Annotated in this window: 16 protein-coding genes; 14 read left to right on the top strand and 2 right to left on the bottom strand. The window is 32.7% G+C overall.

The window, feature by feature from the left end:
* Positions 1-189: 189 nt before the first annotated feature.
* Both NKR74_RS15200 and NKR74_RS15195 read left to right on the top strand, forming a co-directional pair.
* Positions 190-1,443 carry an ATP-binding protein gene (locus NKR74_RS15200; RefSeq protein ID WP_253630139.1) on the top strand — a complete coding sequence of 418 codons (1,254 nt, stop codon included), beginning with the start codon at positions 190-192 and terminating at the stop codon, positions 1,441-1,443.
* A gap of 415 nt (positions 1,444-1,858) precedes the next feature.
* Positions 1,859-2,446, top strand: a complete 588-nt coding sequence (locus NKR74_RS15195; protein ID WP_253630138.1) for a DinB family protein — start codon at positions 1,859-1,861, stop codon at positions 2,444-2,446.
* A 208-nt stretch (positions 2,447-2,654) separates the two neighbouring features.
* Here NKR74_RS15195 and NKR74_RS15190 read toward each other — a convergent pair whose 3' ends face one another.
* Positions 2,655-4,004: an APC family permease gene (locus tag NKR74_RS15190; protein ID WP_253630137.1), complete on the bottom strand. Its 1,350-nt coding sequence runs from the start codon at positions 4,002-4,004 to the stop codon at positions 2,655-2,657.
* Positions 4,005-4,507: 503 nt separating this feature from the next.
* On the opposite strand from NKR74_RS15190, the gene ald reads away from it, so the two are divergent.
* The 9 genes from ald to NKR74_RS15145 all read left to right on the top strand — a co-directional run bounded on the left by ald (position 4,508) and on the right by NKR74_RS15145 (position 12,988).
* Complete coding sequence (gene ald / locus NKR74_RS15185; RefSeq protein ID WP_253630136.1) at positions 4,508-5,620, top strand: alanine dehydrogenase; 1,113 nt, start codon at positions 4,508-4,510, stop codon at positions 5,618-5,620.
* Positions 5,617-6,615 carry a bifunctional threonine ammonia-lyase/L-serine ammonia-lyase TdcB gene (gene tdcB / locus NKR74_RS15180; RefSeq protein WP_098309747.1) on the top strand — a complete coding sequence of 333 codons (999 nt, stop codon included), beginning with the start codon at positions 5,617-5,619 and terminating at the stop codon, positions 6,613-6,615. The genes ald and tdcB overlap by 4 nt, the downstream gene beginning before the upstream one ends.
* A gap of 344 nt (positions 6,616-6,959) precedes the next feature.
* Entirely contained in the window at positions 6,960-7,679 is a 720-nt protein-coding gene (locus NKR74_RS15175) for a YebC/PmpR family DNA-binding transcriptional regulator (protein WP_253630135.1), read from the top strand.
* A gap of 362 nt (positions 7,680-8,041) precedes the next feature.
* Positions 8,042-8,842: a tyrosine-type recombinase/integrase gene (locus NKR74_RS15170; protein WP_253630134.1), complete on the top strand. Its 801-nt coding sequence runs from the start codon at positions 8,042-8,044 to the stop codon at positions 8,840-8,842.
* Between the two features lie 383 nt (positions 8,843-9,225).
* Positions 9,226-9,366, top strand: coding sequence for a hypothetical protein (locus NKR74_RS15165; protein WP_253630133.1), 141 nt, complete (start codon positions 9,226-9,228; stop codon positions 9,364-9,366).
* Positions 9,367-9,647: 281 nt separating this feature from the next.
* Complete coding sequence (locus NKR74_RS15160; protein WP_253630132.1) at positions 9,648-11,219, top strand: T7SS effector LXG polymorphic toxin; 1,572 nt, start codon at positions 9,648-9,650, stop codon at positions 11,217-11,219.
* A complete protein-coding gene (locus NKR74_RS15155; RefSeq protein WP_253630131.1) occupies positions 11,203-11,817 on the top strand; it encodes an immunity protein Imm33 domain-containing protein in 615 nt (204 codons plus the stop codon). Before NKR74_RS15160 ends, NKR74_RS15155 begins: the two co-directional genes overlap by 17 nt.
* A 248-nt stretch (positions 11,818-12,065) precedes the next feature.
* On the top strand, positions 12,066-12,518 hold the full coding sequence (locus NKR74_RS15150; protein ID WP_253630130.1) for a YrhA family protein: 453 nt from the start codon (positions 12,066-12,068) through the stop codon (positions 12,516-12,518).
* A gap of 14 nt (positions 12,519-12,532) precedes the next feature.
* Complete coding sequence (locus tag NKR74_RS15145) at positions 12,533-12,988, top strand: SMI1/KNR4 family protein (protein WP_253630129.1); 456 nt, start codon at positions 12,533-12,535, stop codon at positions 12,986-12,988.
* A gap of 884 nt (positions 12,989-13,872) precedes the next feature.
* On the opposite strand, the gene NKR74_RS15140 is transcribed toward NKR74_RS15145, so the two are convergent.
* Positions 13,873-14,349 carry a hypothetical protein gene (locus NKR74_RS15140; protein WP_253630128.1) on the bottom strand — a complete coding sequence of 159 codons (477 nt, stop codon included), beginning with the start codon at positions 14,347-14,349 and terminating at the stop codon, positions 13,873-13,875.
* Between the two features lie 328 nt (positions 14,350-14,677).
* Between NKR74_RS15140 and pepT the strand changes: the two genes are divergently transcribed.
* The 3 genes from pepT (at position 14,678) to NKR74_RS15125 (ending at position 17,816) form a co-directional block, all read left to right on the top strand.
* Positions 14,678-15,910 (top strand): peptidase T, encoded by a 1,233-nt coding sequence (pepT, locus tag NKR74_RS15135; protein WP_253630127.1) that lies wholly within the window; start codon positions 14,678-14,680, stop codon positions 15,908-15,910.
* A gap of 664 nt (positions 15,911-16,574) precedes the next feature.
* Complete coding sequence (locus NKR74_RS15130) at positions 16,575-17,021, top strand: GNAT family N-acetyltransferase (protein ID WP_253630126.1); 447 nt, start codon at positions 16,575-16,577, stop codon at positions 17,019-17,021.
* A 369-nt stretch (positions 17,022-17,390) separates the two neighbouring features.
* The gene (locus tag NKR74_RS15125) at positions 17,391-17,816 is read left to right on the top strand and encodes a GNAT family N-acetyltransferase (protein ID WP_253630125.1); all 426 of its coding nucleotides are present in this window, start codon (positions 17,391-17,393) and stop codon (positions 17,814-17,816) included.
* Positions 17,817-17,889 lie beyond the last annotated feature (73 nt).

Raw genomic sequence — 17,889 nt, 5'->3', positions numbered from 1 at the left:
TTTCTCTACAAAAAAATATTTTCAAGATCCTTTTTGTAGGGAAATAAAAAAACATTCCCTTTAAAGAATGTTTTATTGCCATCAACTCTAAATAAGCAGTAAAAAAGCACTTGAAAAAGTGCTTTTTTACCTTTCACGTAACAAAAATAAACATAAATCTTCTTATAAAGAATTAGGGAGGTATCAAACATGTGGATCTCTACACTACTATTAAATGCATTTATTATTATAATTTGTATCCTTAGTTATCAAGTGTTTTGGTTAGACAAAACTGAAAAAAAAGCACGTAACAATATATTCATTTCTTTTCTTGCATCCATTGCAATTATTCTTTGTATGACCTTCCCAATTCATTTTCACGCTGGGTATATTTATGATCTGCGCTTTATTCCTATTCTTTTAGTTTTACTATATGGAAACACAGGAAGTATAATTTTTATCAGTATTGTATATTTTTCATATAAATTTTACTTAGGTGGAACTGGTTTTTTTTCATCAGTTATTATATATAGTATTTTTATAATTACTATTACAATATTTCATCATTTTCTCCGCATTCATTTCGAAAGAAAAAAAACGGTATTCAACATGCTACTTATTTTAATTTGTACCAGTTTTCTTTCAGTTTTTGCTGTAATAAATCAAATTGAAATAATTGGTAAAATACAATTTGATTTTATTAAATTATTAGCTAATTATATAGTAATTAATATTTTCACAGGATTATTATCTATTTATTTAGTAGAAGGAATGATAGAAAAGTTTAAGATGAAAGAAAAAATTCAAAGAGCAGAGAAATTTTGTCTAATTAGCGAGTTAGCTGCATCTATTGCACATGAAATCAACAACCCAATCACTACTGTATACGGATTCGCTCAATTACTTCATAGAAGTGAAACCTTAAAAGCATCTCAAGATAACTACTTGGAAATTATGTTAGTTGAACTAGAAAAAGTACAGTGCATTATTAATAATTATTTATCTTTAACAAAACCACAAAATATAATAAGAGAATCGATAAATATTAAGCAACTTTTTCATCAAGTAAAAAATAGTATTTTACCACTTGCACTCTCACATAATGTTGAAATAAAAAGCAATATCACGAATTCTATATACATAAATGCTAATCCGGAAAAATTAAAACAATGTTTAATTAACATTGCACAAAACGGAATTGAAGCTATGAAAAATGGTGGAGTATTACAAATTAATATACAAAAAATAAAAAATAATATTGTAATTGATATTATTGATTCAGGAATAGGAATGTCTTCTCAAGAAATGAAAAGAATTGCCATGCCATTTTATTCAACTAAAGAAAAAGGAACCGGACTTGGCACTATGGTCGCTTATAGCATCATTAAAGAATTAAACGGAGATATAGAAATAAAGAGTGAAAAAGGAAAAGGAACCCATTTTTCTATCATTATACCTTGCTAACATAAAACTAAGTTTATAACGTAGAGTAACGATCTAAATCGCATAGGTTTTATACTCGTTTTTTATTGTTTTATTGTGTTTCAACTATCAAAATAGCAGCTGTTAATATGTTAATGATTTCTATTGTCATATTTGAATTGAATGTGTAATTTATGATGTAAATTTAGATATTAAGAATAAGAGATAATAAAAATCAGGAAATTTATGTTAAAATATTTATGAGATTATGAAGATATTAATTCAACAAACGGACAGGATTGTTGAATTAAGTAGTATCGGTTATTGAAGGAGTATAAGTGTATATGAAAAGAGTAGATGTTGCATATGTACTTCTCATTGATGAAAATAAGAAAATTACTGTTTAGAAAGATTTCACTGGAGTAATTCTTATAAAATAAAATGGGGGAGTTAATAGATGAGATCGGAAAGTATGACACACCATTTTCAAACATTAAGACAGCAACGGCATTGTTTTTTTCAAAAAATACAATTTATCTCAAATGATAAACTATGGAATCAAAAAGAAGGAAAATGGTCTATTGGCGAGCACATATACCATCTATATTTAATTTTAAGAATGGTTAAAGTTGCAACAAAATTTTCTTTTGTTCTTATTCCGTATGCAAAAATGAGAAGAAAGAAATCATTTGCTAATCAAATACATGATATTTATGCAGAATATAAAGAGAAACATGGAAGAGGGATGAAAGCGCCTTTCATTTTAGTGCCACCGAAAAAAGTACTTCATACTATGGATAAAGAAGAGTTAAAGAGATTGCTGTTAAATGAAACGGATAAATTGAGAGAGTTAGTTATAAATATTGAAGAAGACATTGCTGGACATATTGTGTTTTTTGATCCAATGGCCAACTATCCTAACTTAATTCAGGCTATTCAACTTTTAGCAATACATGAAGAGCACCATTATAAAATCATTGAAAGTTATTATAGTGACGTAATTAAAGAATGTGGTGCTGAAGATAAGAAAAAGGTACAATTTTGAAATGTTCCCAAAGAAGTAACATAAGTGACGTATATGTATAACATAAGTCGTGAAAACGAATTTTTTCACACCAGCTTTTTTAATCGCTTTAGAAAAATGATTGTGCATATAATCTGGATTGAGAGGACCATCTGTTTCATTTGTTGTGTAACATACAAAACAGCATGGCAGTAAAATACCATGCTGTTTTGTATGAGATAAGGCATTACTAGTCATTATTTTTAACTTGAACATGTTTGTTACGCATTGCAAAGTAAATTGGAAGACCTAAAGCAGTTAAGCCTATACCACATAATGCTAGCAACGTTTGTGTGAAAAGAGTATTAATAACGATAAATGATCCGCCTATAATAGATATCATCGGTATAACAGGATATAGAGGTACTTTGTAAGGACGCACAAGTCCTGGTTCTCTTTTACGTAAAATGAATACCGCTACAAAGGTCATTGTATAGAATATCCATATAACAAACACTAACATATCTGTTAATGTATTAAATCCACCAATCACCATCATGATGATAGAAACGCATAAGATAAATAGTCCAGAATTATAAGGAATTCGACTATTTTTAGATAATGTAGCAAACCACTTACTAAAAGGTAGTTTGTTTTCTAATGCCATTGCATAAGGAATACGCATTCCTGTCATGATATATCCATTGATTGTTCCAAATACGGAAATTAAAATACCGATTGTAACTAATTTTCCACCCATTGCTCCAAACAGAATTGTCGCTACTTCAGATGCAGGGGTATCAGTTCCTGCAAGCGCTGTTGCAGACATAACCATAAGGAAAGCAATATTAATAAGTAAATAAACAACCATAACAGTAGATAATCCGATTACGATTGCTTTAGGTAAGTCTTTTTTAGGATTTTTCATTTCCCCAGCGATATTTCCTACATGAATCCATCCATCATAAGCAAACATTGTTGCAAGTAAGCCAGATCCAAGCGCAGAGATAAATGATTTACCTGGTCCTGCTTCAACTGGAAACAGTTGTAGAGTTACGTCGCCTTTGTGGAATAATCCAAAAATAATAAGCAATGCTAAAGGCAGTAGTTTACATATAGTTGATACAGTCTGAATTCCTCCGGCTGCTTTCGCGCCTAAGAAGTTCATCAAGGTTACGAATGTTGCGGTAACAACAGCAATTCCAATAATCATCATTTTATGTTCATTCGCATTTAATCCAAATAAACTAACTGCTTGTGTTCCGAAAATAATAGCAAGTGCGGCAATATTAGCTGGAAAGTAAATGACTGTTTGTGCCCAGCCCAGTAGGAAAGCAGTTAAGTTTCCATAAGTACGCTTTAAATATGCCATCATTCCACCTGTTTCAGGAATAGCTGCCGATAGTTCAGCAGCAGTTAAACCTGCGCAAACAGTTAGTATTCCACCGATTACCCATGCGAGTAATCCTAAACTCGCTGTTCCGGTTACACTGTATAATGCGGTAGGCTTAAAAAATACACCTGCCCCAATAACGGTACCAATAACAGTGGTTAATGCTGCAAAGAAGCCAATCTCTTTTTTAAGTTGTGTTTGTGACATAATAATCACTCCTGTTTGGAAAAATACATACAATCTCTGATGAATTCATTTTTATTTCAATTTTAATAGTATATCCTCTCATTTTTTTAATAGTGCTTTATGAAAATTTAATTTTGTTTGTGATATAATTCGCAATTTTATAGAAATTAATACAAAGTATTTCTATGTCTATATGTGAAAGAATTCACAAAAATAATTAAAAAAATAAAATTGCATTTCATTTGAATTCATAAGAGATGTTATTCGTGACAAAGTCTAGCATACCTTGAAAACGGATTCAATGCTTATTTGAGCGAAAAAAATTATTTTAAAATAAAAGAAAACATTTTGTGAACTATTTCACAAAATGTTGACTCATCATTTTTCTGAGTGCTATCTTGTAGGTGTAAACAGCTGATTCAGACAAATGAGGAAATATAGAAACGTTTCATATATTCCGCAATTTTATTTGGATCGTATAACAAATAATGTGATTTATATTACATTAAAAAGGATGTGTCAGCATGAAAATTGGCGTAGTAAAAGAAATTAAAAAAGGTGAAGCACGTGTTGGGATGACACCAGAAAATGCTCGGAAATTAATTAAAGCTGGACATGAAGTCTTAGTCGAAAAAGACGCTGGTGTAGGATCAGGTTATACAAATGAAGAATATACAAATGCCGGTGCTACTTTAGTAAATCAAGAACAAGCCTGGGATGTTGATATGGTAGTAAAAGTAAAAGAACCTTTAGCAGAGGAATATAAATATTTTAAGAAAGATTTAATTGTTTGGGGATTTTTACATCTAGCAGCTTCAAAAGAATGTGTTGAAGCGATGAGAAAAGCGGGAACAACCGCTATTGCTGGAGAAACAATTAGTGAAAATGGAGTTTTAACGTTATTAAAACCGATGAGTGCCATTGCTGGGCGCCGGGCAGTATTTATGGGAGCTTATTATTTAGAAAAACAACATCAGGGAGAAGGTATTTTATTATCAGGAATAGATGGTATTCCTGCTGGTAATGTTGTCATTTTAGGCGGAGGCAATGCAGCAATTAATGCTTGTGATATGGCTGTTGGAATTGGTTGTCATGTAACGATTTTAGAGTTAAATAAAACACAGATTACTTATTTACAAGAAAAATATGCAAATGCTCCAGTTGAAATCATGGAATCTAATACTGAAAACTTAGAGAAAACAATTAAAAATGCAGACTTATTTATTTCAACCATTTTAATTCCAGGTTCTAGACCACCAAAAATTGTGAAAGAGTATATGGTTCAGTCTATGAAACCAGGAAGTGTTATTGTTGATATTGCAATCGATCAAGGCGGGACAGTTGAAACGATTGATCACTATACAACACATAATGATCCTATATTTATTAAGCACGATGTCATACATTATGCTGTGCCAAATATGCCTGGGGCAACTCCACGTACTTCTACTATGGCATTAGCGAATGGAAATATTGATTATTTATTAGCGATTGCTAACAATGGTTTAGAAGAGACAATCCAAAATAAACCTGCATTAGCATATGGTATCAATATTTATAAAGGAACCATTACCTATGAAAATTTAGGAACAACGTTAGGGTTAGATTATAAACAATTGAAAGAAGTGTTAATATGATTACTAAAACTTTACCACTAACCATTGTTGATATAAAAAAAGCCAAACAAGTTCTTGATAGAAATGCTCGTAAAACACCGCTTGTTAAATCCTTTTATTTAACAAGCAAGACAGGTGGGGAAATATATTTAAAATTAGAAAATATGCAATTAACAGGATCATTTAAATTTCGTGGGGCGTTTAATAAAATTTCTAATTTAACAGATGAAGAAAAAGCTCGTGGAGTTATTGCTTGTTCAGCTGGAAACCATGCACAAGGTGTCGCACTATCTTCACACTTACTTGGAATTAAAAGTAAAATTGTGATGCCAACTTCTGCTCCAAAGGCGAAAGTTGAAGCAACGAAAGGATATGGTTCAGAAGTTATTTTATATGGTGATACGTTTGATGATGCGAAAGCAAAATGTGAAGAAATTATAAAAGAAACGGGAGAAACATATTTACATCCATATGATGATGTAGAAGTAATGGCAGGTCAAGGAACAATTGGCTTGGATATTCTTGATGATATGTGGGATGTTGATACAGTACTTGTACCGATTGGCGGCGGCGGAATTATTGCTGGAATCGCGGTAGCACTTAAATCTTTTAATCCGTCTATCAATATAATTGGTGTTCAAGCTGATAATGTTCATGGAATGAAAGCCTCGTATGATAAAGGCGAAATCGTAGAGCACTATGAAGCACCTACTATAGCTGATGGGTGCGCAGTAAAAATTCCAGGAACCTTAACTTTTAAAATTGTGAGAGAGTTAGTAGATGATATTGTAACTGTATCAGAAGAAGAATTAGAAGTAGCTATGAAAGATTTATTACAACGTGGAAAAGCTGTTGTAGAAGGTGCGGGAGCATTAGCGACAGCTGCTCTTCTTGCAGGTAAAGTTGATCCATATATAAAAGGGAAAAAAGTAGCAGCGATTATTTCTGGTGGAAATGTTGATTTAACTCGTATTTCTAGTGTGTGTGAGCATTTCTTTGCGAATGAAGTAAAGTAGTAAAATACAAAATGAGACTGAGCGATAGGCTCATAGAATATGAGAAGAGCTAAGAGAGAACCTCTTAGCTTTTCTTCGTAAGAGGGGACACCAATAGTAATTGTAATAGTTCAATATTTTTACATCAACGGATGAGAACTATTTGTCTTTCTTTGATTATTAAACTTGTAATGAGGTATAATACAATATAGTGAATAAATGCGACTTCTTCAATTCATATTGTTTGTCAGTAATGTGAAATATAAAGAACTTTTTATATTTAGTTTGAAAAAGTGTTGAAGAAGCAGCCTATTTCATATTACTATTTTTATGTAGATTCAAAGCTGAAAGAGAGTGAAACAAGTATGGGCCGTAAATGGAACAATATTAAAGACAAAAAAGCGTCAAAAGATGCAAATACAAGTCGTATCTATGCAAAGTTTGGACGTGAAATTTATGTAGCAGCAAAACAAGGGGAACCAGATCCAGAATCCAATCAAACTTTAAGAGTGGTACTTGAGCGTGCAAAAACGTACAACGTACCGAAAACAATTATTGACCGTGCGATTGAAAAAGCAAAAGGTGGTTCAGAAGAAAGCTATGACGAACTTCGTTATGAAGGCTTCGGACCAAATGGATCAATGGTAATTGTAGATACATTAACAAATAACGTAAACCGTACTGCAGCAGATGTACGTGCTGCATTTAGTAAAAACGCTGGTAACATGGGAGTAAACGGATCTGTAGCATATATGTTTGATGCAACAGCTGTAATTGGTCTTGAAGGTAAAACAGCAGATGAAGCACTTGAAATCTTGATGGAAGCAGATGTAGATGCACGTGATATTTTAGAAGAAGAGGAATCTGTTATCGTTTATGCGGATCCTGATCAGTTCCATGCAGTGCAAGAGGCATTCAAAAATGCTGGTATAACTGAATTTACCGTTGCAGAATTAACAATGCTTGCGCAAAGCGAAGTAACACTTCCAGAAGATGCACAAGTGAAATTTGAGAAAATGATTGATGCATTAGAAGATTTAGAAGATGTTCAGCAAGTGTACCACAATGTTGATTTAGGTGAATAATATAAAAAAGCAGACCTTTGTTTTGTAGCAAAGGTCTGCCAGTCTTATTAAATCAACGTATATAATCAAAGTGTAAGTATTTTAAAGTGGTAAAAAGACGTAAAGTATAAACAGTGTTTTTTAGAGTTACGATATACATTTTGAAAATCTCTTGAAAAACCTGTGATAAACTTACCTTTTCCATTTTGAGAAACAAAACACATAGAAACTCACTTTTTGTATGAAAACCATTCATATAAGAGGTGAGTTTTTTGTTATTAGAGGATATTTACAAGGAATTTTTATACGATTTGGAAATAAAAAATTTCTCCATCCGTACAATTAAAGGGTACAGAAACAACAATCGAGCATTTTAAAATTTTTTGAAGAATGAGTTTGATATTGACGAAGTCGATGAAATAACAACTAAACACATTAAAGCGTATCTCATGAACCTGAAAAACAAAGGATTGACTGAATCGTATATTAACGGAATCCACAAAAATATAAGGTCGTTTTTTAGATTCTGTGTTGAAGAGGGATATATTGCCCAAAAGAGAAATCCAGTGCTTGGTGTCAAATGGATGAAAGAACCTAAAGTTATTATTAAGACATTTACTGATGATGAAGTTAAAAAGATGATTAGCGTATACAATGGTAACACCTACTTAGAAATGAGAAACAAATTAATTATTATGTTTTTCGTAGATTTAGGTATTAGAAATTTAGAATTAAGCTCACTAACTCATTTAGATGTCATGGATACTATAATCAAGATACAAGGAAAGGGAAACAAAGAAAGACATCTTTATATTTCACCGCTATTAAAAAAATACATGATTAAGTATGAACGGATTAAAGAAATGTATTTCAAGGACAAGATGATGACGGATTCCAATTACTTTTTATCTCGTAATGGTAAAATACTAACAAATACAGCGGTTGAAATAGTTGTAAAAACAGCAGGTCAAAAGGCGAAAGTTAGAAAGATAATTCGTTGCAGTCCACATACTTTAAGGCATTACTATGCACAAAAACAATTACGTTTAGGCTTGGATGTATATAGTTTAAGTCGATTGTTAGGGCATGAATCAACTATCATTACTAATCGATATTTACAGTCCTTGCAAGATGAAAAAATTATCGAGATAGCAAGGTCAACAAGTCCTTTAATGAATCTCTAAACAAAAAACAAACATATAAAATCAATGTTAACATTTGTTTAATACATTGTTAGTAGATAATATTATCTTTATGTTTAATTTGCAGTTGCAACTCCGTTACCCTGCACTTTCCTTGACAAGCAAAATTGAATGTAAAAAGCCTGTTCCTAATTGGGATGGGCTATTATTATTGTCTAGGCTTTGTTAAAAAAATTTGTTGTTTTTCTTCTTCAATTACAGGACGGTATTACTCAAGAAGAGTTGTTGTTATTCAATTGGTGAAAATACATACAGACCGCATATAGAACATTAATATCTATCCACACGTATTAGTGAGCTTTTACTACTCATAAAGACCCATCCCAAAAATATATATAAGTAAACAATTTGAGGAGTGGTGCTAAATGAGTGAAATTAAGTGTTTGGTTTGTGGAGGAAAGCATTTTCGTAAAGGATACTATGATGTAGATGTAAATGTTGAGATTTACTCCACTGCTTATAATGACGTTGATGTTAGAAGCAGAATAGAATTTAATGGAAATTGACTTTATATATTTCTCAATATTTGTTTGACAATTTGAGTTTTAAATTTAATAGCAAAATACAATTTTTTATAGGGATTTTTATTAATTCTTTGCATTATAGTAAGTTCAAGGGTTTGATACGGTGAAGTAGTTTCATATGGTATAATTTTATTATGAAATAATTGGAAAAGGAGTTACTATATGGTTCAAATGAAGATACCTCCTGAACGTTTAGAAGTAGTAGAAAGTTTAGAAAATGCCCTTTACTATCAACAGCAAAACCTAGTATGGGAGGTCAATTCATGAGTTTAAACATGTATCTAGGAGAAGTACAATCCCAAACAGAAAGTATGAATGCTTTTTGTGTTGCTACTATTCAAGGTATGGAACAAGCCATCAATTCAATTGATGCTTTTGTAGGCGATGCAGTTCTTCAAGGACAAACTTATGACAGTGCAAAAGCCTTCTTTGCACAAACCTTCCGTCCTTTAGCACAAGGAATCATTTACTTGTGTGAAGAACTAATCCGTCAAAATAATGCCTTTCCAAATGATTTTCAATCACAAGTAGCTACAACAGATGTTATTGAACAAGAAATTCGGGAACAAATTCGAGAAATTGACCGAATGAAAGCAGGTATTGAAGGAATTAGTAATGTCCTTCCAGCTATGCAAATTATGATGGGTATTTTTGATACGATGAAACGAAAGCTACAAGAAAAACTAGAACATCTATATGAATTTAATTATACTTCTAGTAGTAACTATGATACAGCACTCCAACTAGCTGCAAGTATTGCTCAAGGTCTTGCGGAAGTTCAAAGTGGGAAAGGTTTTAATACCGCCAGCGGTACATTTAGTACTCAAGGATTGAACATGGAGTGGACGGCACCTATTCAAAAAATTGCAGAAGAGAAAGCCCGTGAAGCTGATAAACTTAAAGCTGATAGTTTGCTTGAAGAAGAATCGGTTGAAAAATCCAACTTAGAGAAATTTTTGAGTGGCGTGTGGGATGGTGCAGGACAAGCTGTTGGAGATACAATAGATGGATTTAAAGCATTAGGTCATTGGGAAACATGGGAGAACATGGGTTATGCTGTAACACACTTGGACGAGACATTACCTGCAATGTGGAATGTATTGTCAGATTCATTTATTAATGATGTAATAAATGGTGATTTAGAAAGTGGTACAAGGTGGTTTAGTTACACCCTAACGCAAATAGGAATAGGAGTGCTTGGTGACAAAGGTCTTAGTAAAGTATCAAAGGTAGCGACATCTGCAAATCTAGCAAAAGGTATGTCCAAAGTAACTAATTCTGCTACGTATAGAAATACATTAAATAATTTTAAGTTGAACACTGGAAACCGTTTTGCTTATGCTGATGTTGGGGGAAGTTCTATAAAATATGAACTTGATGGGGCATACCAAGAAGCGAAAGACTTATTAAATCAATTTGCGGTTTCAAAAGAGGACTATAAAGATTTAAGGAAGAGAACACCCAACGATAGGGTAAGAAAAAACGTAAATACAGATGTACCCAAAGTTGACCCTGTATATGGTTATGAAGTTGAAAAACTTGAAGCTGACCATATTGTTTCAATGAAAGAAATAACGGACATGGAAGATTTTGACCTATTACCGAGAGAACAACAAATAGAAGTGCTTAATATGAATGAAAACTTTGTTGGACTTGGGAAACCAACAAATGCTTCTAAGGGTGCAAAAGATTGGAGTACATGGCCGGGGCATCCTAAATACGGTGAGGTTCCCGAAAATATAAGACTGGAAATGTTAGAACGTGAAGCAGTGGCTAGAGAAGCTTTGAAAAAATCAATAAAAGAGAGGTTGCAGTTCATTGAAAACAATAGTTAAAAATATAGGTGGTAAAAATATAATAGCTACAGCAGAAGAACATTTAAGCCCTCAAATAGAAAAGTTATTATATTTGCTAACTAAAGTAGAAGATAACAAATTAGTTGATGGATTTTCTATACAAGTTGGCTGGTCTATTTTTATTCTATCCAAACGTGAAGATGGGTATCATATTATTGTCCCAGATTATACAAAAAATCCTTTTAAGGATACTACAGAGGATTTAACAATTGCTTTATGGGTGCAATTAGAACAAGTACATTGTTTACGTCAGTTAAATATTGATGGTGAAATGATAAAGTTTAGTGATAAAATAGTGACTGCAAAAAATGTGTTACAACTAGATGAGGTTTATTTACAAAGGGCTAGGGATTGTGAAAAAGGTGATTCTGGTTGGTATATCGGTTCTGTCGATGAAACAGAAGAAACAGAAGGTGAATTAGAAGCATTTTACGCATATCAGCTATTAAAAATTAGACCTTCAATTATTCAAGTTTTAACCTTACCTTATGAATATCTGGTAGTTTTTGAGAAAGATAAAATCAAAGCAATTTTAGATGATAACGATGTCGATGTTTGGAATGGAGTTACAAACTGAGATTGGTTAAATTCTAAAATAATTGATAGGAGTTAACAGCATGGACGCAAAAGCTTCGGAAATTCTAGGAATGTTAGACGATTATGAGGAAAATGAAAAAGTAATTTTTGAAATGATAGAAGCTGAAGCAATGGTTTACATTAACTAGACACTTACAAGATGGAGATAGTGCAGACATAAATTGGCCTATATCCAAATATAATACCTATCCTAAAGGAGAATAAATACTCTTAGAAAGAGGTTTTTATATGTGGAAAAATCTTGTTTTAGAAATTGAAAAAATAGAGAAAAGTTTTAATGATAAATTGAATACACCAGCAACAGATAATGAAGTTCAGAAATTAAGAGAACGTGTGAAAGAGAGTTTTAATGTTGATTTACCGAGTGAATATGAGGAGTTTCTTAAAACTATAAATGGTTTAGATTTTAACGGATTAGTACTTTATGGAATTGACCCTTATTTACTAGAAACAGAAAAAGATGAACAAATTTGCGGATTTATAGAAACGAATGAGATTTGGTATGAGAATGAGTGGCAAAAAGAGTACCTTTTCCTTGGAGATTCAGATATTGCATGGTTTTGTAAAAACCTATCTGAAGGTACTTACTTAGAACTTGATAAACCATCTGGTACAGTGATGGAAACATATAATGATTTCAATACAATGCTTGAGGAATCATTGAAACCAACGCTTCTTTAGTACGGTGTATTAAAATGAACAATATTACATGGTCCTTCATGAGTAAAACACCAATTACAGATGAAGAAATCCAAAGAGTAGAACAATATTTTAATATTAAATTACCTAATGATTTTGTTGAATGCGTGAAGAAGTATGACGGAGGATATCCTCACCCAAAAGTATTTGATGTACCAGGACAAGATGAAAATGTATTCAGTGACCTATTAACCTTTCATATAGAAGATAAATATTCAATTGTTCAAAACTATGAAGGCGTAAAAGATAGATTAGTCGATAAAGTATATCCTTTTGCTAGAGATCCATTTGGAAATTTATTATGCTTTGATTACCGAAATAATCCTGAAGCCCCAACGGTTGTATTTTGGGAACATGAGGAAGAAGAGATGGAAAAAGCAATCTATCCTGTTTGTTCATCTTTTACAGAATTGCTTAATAGCTTACGTGATTTTGAAGACGAGGACGAATAATTAATTATGAGTAACAAAAAGCTTATGTATAACTTGCATAAGCTTTTATGATATAATTGAACTAATTCGTACAGAGTTTAAGCTATTAATATGTGCTATTTATGAATTAAGTAATGCAGTCACATATAAATAGGAAAAAACAAGCTAAATAATATTGTTTTAATCATGTTTTTAGAAAAATTCTATGAGTCGTACAGACCGTATTGCAAAATATAAGGAATAAATGGTCGGATTTGGAACATGTATGAGACAAAGTTACTCCTACTGTAAATAAACATTGTAGGCACTCATAAAGAGTGTCTTTTTGTTTTTAATAAGGAGATACCTTCAAATAATTACGCTAATCTAATAGTTAAATTATGTAATAGCTATATCACTCTCATAACTAATCATGTTGAGAGCTATTGCAGTTAGAAAAAACTAGGGGTAAGAAGGTTGTGGTAAAAAGTGATGTACAAAGATTTTGCAATTGTAAAAGCTCATAAAGTGCGTTACGATATACATATATAAATTCATACAAAAAGTGAGAAATATAAACGTTGATATATTAAATATTCACCTTCAAATTTAGAAGATGTTCAGCAAGTGTACCACAATGTTGATTTAGGTGAATAATATAAAAAAGCAGACCTTTGTTTTGTAGCAAAGGTCTGCTTTTTTAGAGTGTGCATTGAAATTTAAAGGCCCTTTTCGTATAGATTGTTGTTTTTTTGCGATAAAAATAAGACTTCAGATTAAATCTAGGTCTTAGGTATTTATGAACGCTTTCTTCGTATGGTGATATTAATCTTCATCACGATTTCCAAGTCCAAGCAATAACTCAAATAAATGCACAAGATAGAATCTGAAAATCAGCTTCGTGAATGTGAATATTTACTAAAATTCTATTTTTTGTGCACATTCGCATTTAGAATATTTTTACATTTTCTAATTTCTCGTTTGATTTGCCGATTTTCAAAAAAATAAACCTCTGTACCTGCCCAAATAAAAACCCAACACACAATGCTTAATACTCCTGCAGTATAGGCATGAGTGCTTGAAAGCTTCAAGTATATTACCCCAATAATAATCCCAATCACAAACAAAACAATAGCCTTTTTGACATTTCTAGCATATGTATATTCCTCTTCGTTCAAGAGGTTAGAAAAGGTGTTAAATGTGGCAGTCTTCAATGACTTTTCATCAAAATCATTCTGACCTAAAAAAAATATTTCTACTTCTTTTCTTTTGCCACTGTGTAGCTTTGACAAAAGAAAATCTTCAAGGTCAGAGCTTAGGTGAACATCATCAGAGCTATAATATCTTGAAAACGGAGTATCAGTTTCATCTAAATAGATATTTATACTTAATTCATCTTTCATGTTAACCCTCCTTTAACTCCAGTTTACTAGTTGAAAGTCAACCTTTTATCCCGCTATTCGCGGGCAGTAAGACCCTCACCTCAAGATCCAAAGAGAAACGAGGAAGATAAGTGGGGGGCAACTGCCCGTAAAAGCCCGATTTGTTCAACTAACCATCAGTGAGGGATGAAAAAAAACCACTGATGGAAGTTTCACTTTATCAGTATGGTCAAGATAGCAACAATTCTTACGAAAACAGCGAATTTAAAAGATAAAGTCAAAAGAAATAAAAAAATGTGTAATAAGGGCGTATAATAAATAAAGATGTATAAAAAAGGAGTGTAGTAGAATGAAACAGGAAATTATAGAACGCTTTACAAGATATGTTCAGGTGGATACACAATCTGATGCAGAAAGTCATACTGTACCATCAACGCCTGGCCAAATTGAGTTTGCAAAGCAACTAGTAGAAGAGTTGAAGTCGATCGGATTATCAGAAGTAACGATGGATGAGAATGGCTACGTAATGGCAACGCTTCCTGCTAATACGGACAAGCAGGTTCCTGTAATCGGTTTTTTAGCTCATTTAGATACAGCTACAGATTTTACGGGGAAAAATGTTAAGCCACAAATTCATGAAAATTTTGATGGTAAGGCAATTACGCTAAATAAGGAACTTGGTGTTGTTTTAACACCAGAATTATTTCCAGAGCTCCCATCTTACCAAGGGCATACATTAATTACAACTGATGGAACAACACTTCTTGGTGCAGATGATAAAGCGGGAATTACAGAAATTATGACAGCAATGAATTATTTATTACATAACCCACAGATTAAACATGGGAAAATTAGAGTAGCATTTACACCTGATGAAGAGATTGGTCGCGGTCCATCCCACTTTGATGTAGAAGCTTTCGGAGCTTCAGTTGCTTATACAATGGATGGAGGCCCACTAGGTGGATTAGAATATGAAAGCTTTAACGCTGCTGGTGCTAAGCTAATTTTTAAAGGGAATAGCACTCATCCTGGTACAGCTAAAAATAAAATGGTCAATGCAACCAAATTGGCAATAGAATTCCACAGACAACTACCAGTAGAAGAAGCGCCAGAACATACAGAGGGATATGAAGGCTTCTACCATCTTATTTCTCTAAATGGTGATGTTGAGCGAAGTCAATCTAACTATATTATTCGTGATTTTGACCGCGCTCATTTTAATACTAGAAAAGAGAATATAACAGCTATTACAAAACAGATGCAAGAGAAGTATGGTGAGGAAAATATCATTCTTGAGATGAATGATCAGTATTACAATATGCTTGAAAAAATTGAACCAGTGAAAGAAATCGTTGATATTGCTTATGAAGCAATGAAAAATCTAGATATCGAGCCGAATATCCAACCAATTCGCGGCGGAACTGACGGTTCCCAATTATCATATATGGGTCTGCCGACACCAAATATTTTTACGGGCGGAGAAAACTATCACGGTAAATTTGAATATATTTCTGTAGATAATATGGAAAAAGCTGTTCAAGTTATTATCGAAATCGCACGATTATTTGAAGAGAAAGCTTAAGAGAAATAAAGTGAAACTTCCGTCAGTGGGGGGCTTCGTCCCACACTGACGGAAAGCTCTCACCAATCGGGCTTTTACCGGCAGTTATTCCCCAACTATCTTCTTTGCGCTTCTCTGAATCTTGAAGTGAGGGTCTTACTGCCCGCGAATAGCGGGATAAACCCGGATAGCGATCTTTTTTATTTAGGTTCAAGAAATTTGAATCAATCTTTGGTTTAACAAGAATAGACATATAATGTTACACATTATATAAGAATAAAAGAAACGGATAGTGACAGGCAGAATAATTCTGTATGTTCTATCCTTTTTTTGTACCACAAATGACCTCATTTACCACAATATTTGTATTGGCTGTCCACTTGTTATCAAGTTAATGCTCTCATTGGCTTTTATAAGCCTTTTAATGACTTCATCGACCTTTTTGTCTGAAAAATAAACAAAATCACCTCTCGTGATAGAATTAATGTTCTGTGAAGCGGAACAAAAAAACGGGATAGTATTAAATAATATATTCGAATATAATAAAAAAGGAGGAATTAACACCACAGAAGATGTCTTGACACTCTCACCCATAAAAGGGCAAGTTGGCTAACATCAGTGGGATGAAAGTATCGCAAAATCTGTAATAGAGGTAGCAACAACAAAAAATGTGGAGGGGTCCTTAGTGGAGATAAGAAAATATAATTCTGATGACATCAAACAATTTACAGATTTAATGCCAGATTTAGGTTATCCTAGTTCATTAGATGAAATGAAAGTAAGAATGGAACGTATCGAATCTAATCCAAATTATTACACTTTTGTTGCAATAAATAATAATAACTTAGTAGGGATGATAGGAATAACAATTCATACAACGTACACAAACAACGATGAAAAGATTCAAATAACATCGCTAGTTACAAAGAAAGAATATCGCGGTCAAGGTATTGCGAAAGCGTTGATTAAATATGTGGAAGAATGGTCTTTGAAAAGAGGATCTGATTTTATTTATCTTCTAAGTGGAAAAAGTGAAAGAAGGGTAAAAGCACACGAACTATATAAATTCCTTGGTTACGAAGTAACTGGTTATAGGTTTGTAAAGCGTTTTGGAAAAATGAATACTATTTAACAATTGGAGCGAAATTGTTAAATAATTAAATCCCAACTCAAAAAAACTTTTCGACTTCGTCAGTCGTCAGCGGGGGAATAAATTGTCATTCCCAACCCGTTAGCGTGGAACATAGATGATTAGCTATCAATTTCTTGAAATTATACTATGATATGTAAATGATGAACAAGGTGTATATGGGGTGATCCCCTATAAGCTCATCCTTTTTTAAATTTTTTTACGTTTCCTAGCATAGATGTTCCTTCTACTTCAATGAGGGATTATGTTAACTTTTGCATGAATATGATATATACTTAAATCTGAACATTCGGAAGAAAAAGAAGTGCAAAAATGCTAACTTGAAATTATAGAGAGATAGGGGGAGGACTTATGGAAAGACAATATACAATCTCAAATTATGCACCAACATTAGAAGAATATAAATATTTATGTTCAGTTGTGGATTGGGAAGATTATATGAACTTTGATGTTGCCGAAATATCATTAAAAAATTCTGTTTTTGCCGTTACAGTTAAGGATGAGAGTAAGGCCATAGGAATGGGAAGAATTGTTGGGGATGGAGCTATTTACTTTTACATTCAAGATGTGGTAGTTCATCCAGATTATCAAGGAATGGGTATTGGCAAAAAAATTATGAATGCGTTAGTAGAGTATCTAAAAGAAAACGCACCAAATAAAGCGTTTGTAGGATTATTTGCATCAGAGGGAAAAGAAAAATTTTATGAAAAATATGATTTTAAGAATTACTCACCTAATATGACAGGAATGTTTACTGTAATAACGAAATGTGATTAAAAAATTTATATCGGGGTCCCGCCCCATCGCTATCAAGCTAACAAAACAAAATTCCCCCTAAAATGAAAAAAAC

Source organism: Bacillus sp. 3103sda1 (assembly GCF_024159135.1).
In the GTDB taxonomy this organism is placed as follows: Bacteria; Bacillota; Bacilli; order Bacillales; family Bacillaceae_G; genus Bacillus_A; species Bacillus_A rhizoplanae.
Note: the sequence above shows the minus strand (reverse complement) of the source record. Positions and strands in the feature narration are given on the sequence as shown.

Excerpts from the sequence above, each read along its gene's own strand:
- pepT (WP_253630127.1), top strand. The coding sequence starts at position 14,678 with ATGAAACAGGAAATTATAGAACGCTTTACAAGATATGTTCAGGTGGAT.
- NKR74_RS15125 (WP_253630125.1), top strand. The coding sequence starts at position 17,391 with ATGGAAAGACAATATACAATCTCAAATTATGCACCAACATTAGAAGAA.
- tdcB (WP_098309747.1), top strand. The coding sequence starts at position 5,617 with ATGATTACTAAAACTTTACCACTAACCATTGTTGATATAAAAAAAGCC.
- NKR74_RS15140 (WP_253630128.1), bottom strand. The coding sequence starts at position 14,349 with ATGAAAGATGAATTAAGTATAAATATCTATTTAGATGAAACTGATACT.
- NKR74_RS15160 (WP_253630132.1), top strand. The coding sequence starts at position 9,648 with ATGAGTTTAAACATGTATCTAGGAGAAGTACAATCCCAAACAGAAAGT.
- ald (WP_253630136.1), top strand. The coding sequence starts at position 4,508 with ATGAAAATTGGCGTAGTAAAAGAAATTAAAAAAGGTGAAGCACGTGTT.
- NKR74_RS15150 (WP_253630130.1), top strand. The coding sequence starts at position 12,066 with ATGTGGAAAAATCTTGTTTTAGAAATTGAAAAAATAGAGAAAAGTTTT.
- NKR74_RS15200 (WP_253630139.1), top strand. The coding sequence starts at position 190 with ATGTGGATCTCTACACTACTATTAAATGCATTTATTATTATAATTTGT.
- NKR74_RS15175 (WP_253630135.1), top strand. The coding sequence starts at position 6,960 with ATGGGCCGTAAATGGAACAATATTAAAGACAAAAAAGCGTCAAAAGAT.
- NKR74_RS15165 (WP_253630133.1), top strand. The coding sequence starts at position 9,226 with ATGAGTGAAATTAAGTGTTTGGTTTGTGGAGGAAAGCATTTTCGTAAA.
- NKR74_RS15190 (WP_253630137.1), bottom strand. The coding sequence starts at position 4,004 with ATGTCACAAACACAACTTAAAAAAGAGATTGGCTTCTTTGCAGCATTA.
- NKR74_RS15195 (WP_253630138.1), top strand. The coding sequence starts at position 1,859 with ATGAGATCGGAAAGTATGACACACCATTTTCAAACATTAAGACAGCAA.
- NKR74_RS15145 (WP_253630129.1), top strand. The coding sequence starts at position 12,533 with ATGAACAATATTACATGGTCCTTCATGAGTAAAACACCAATTACAGAT.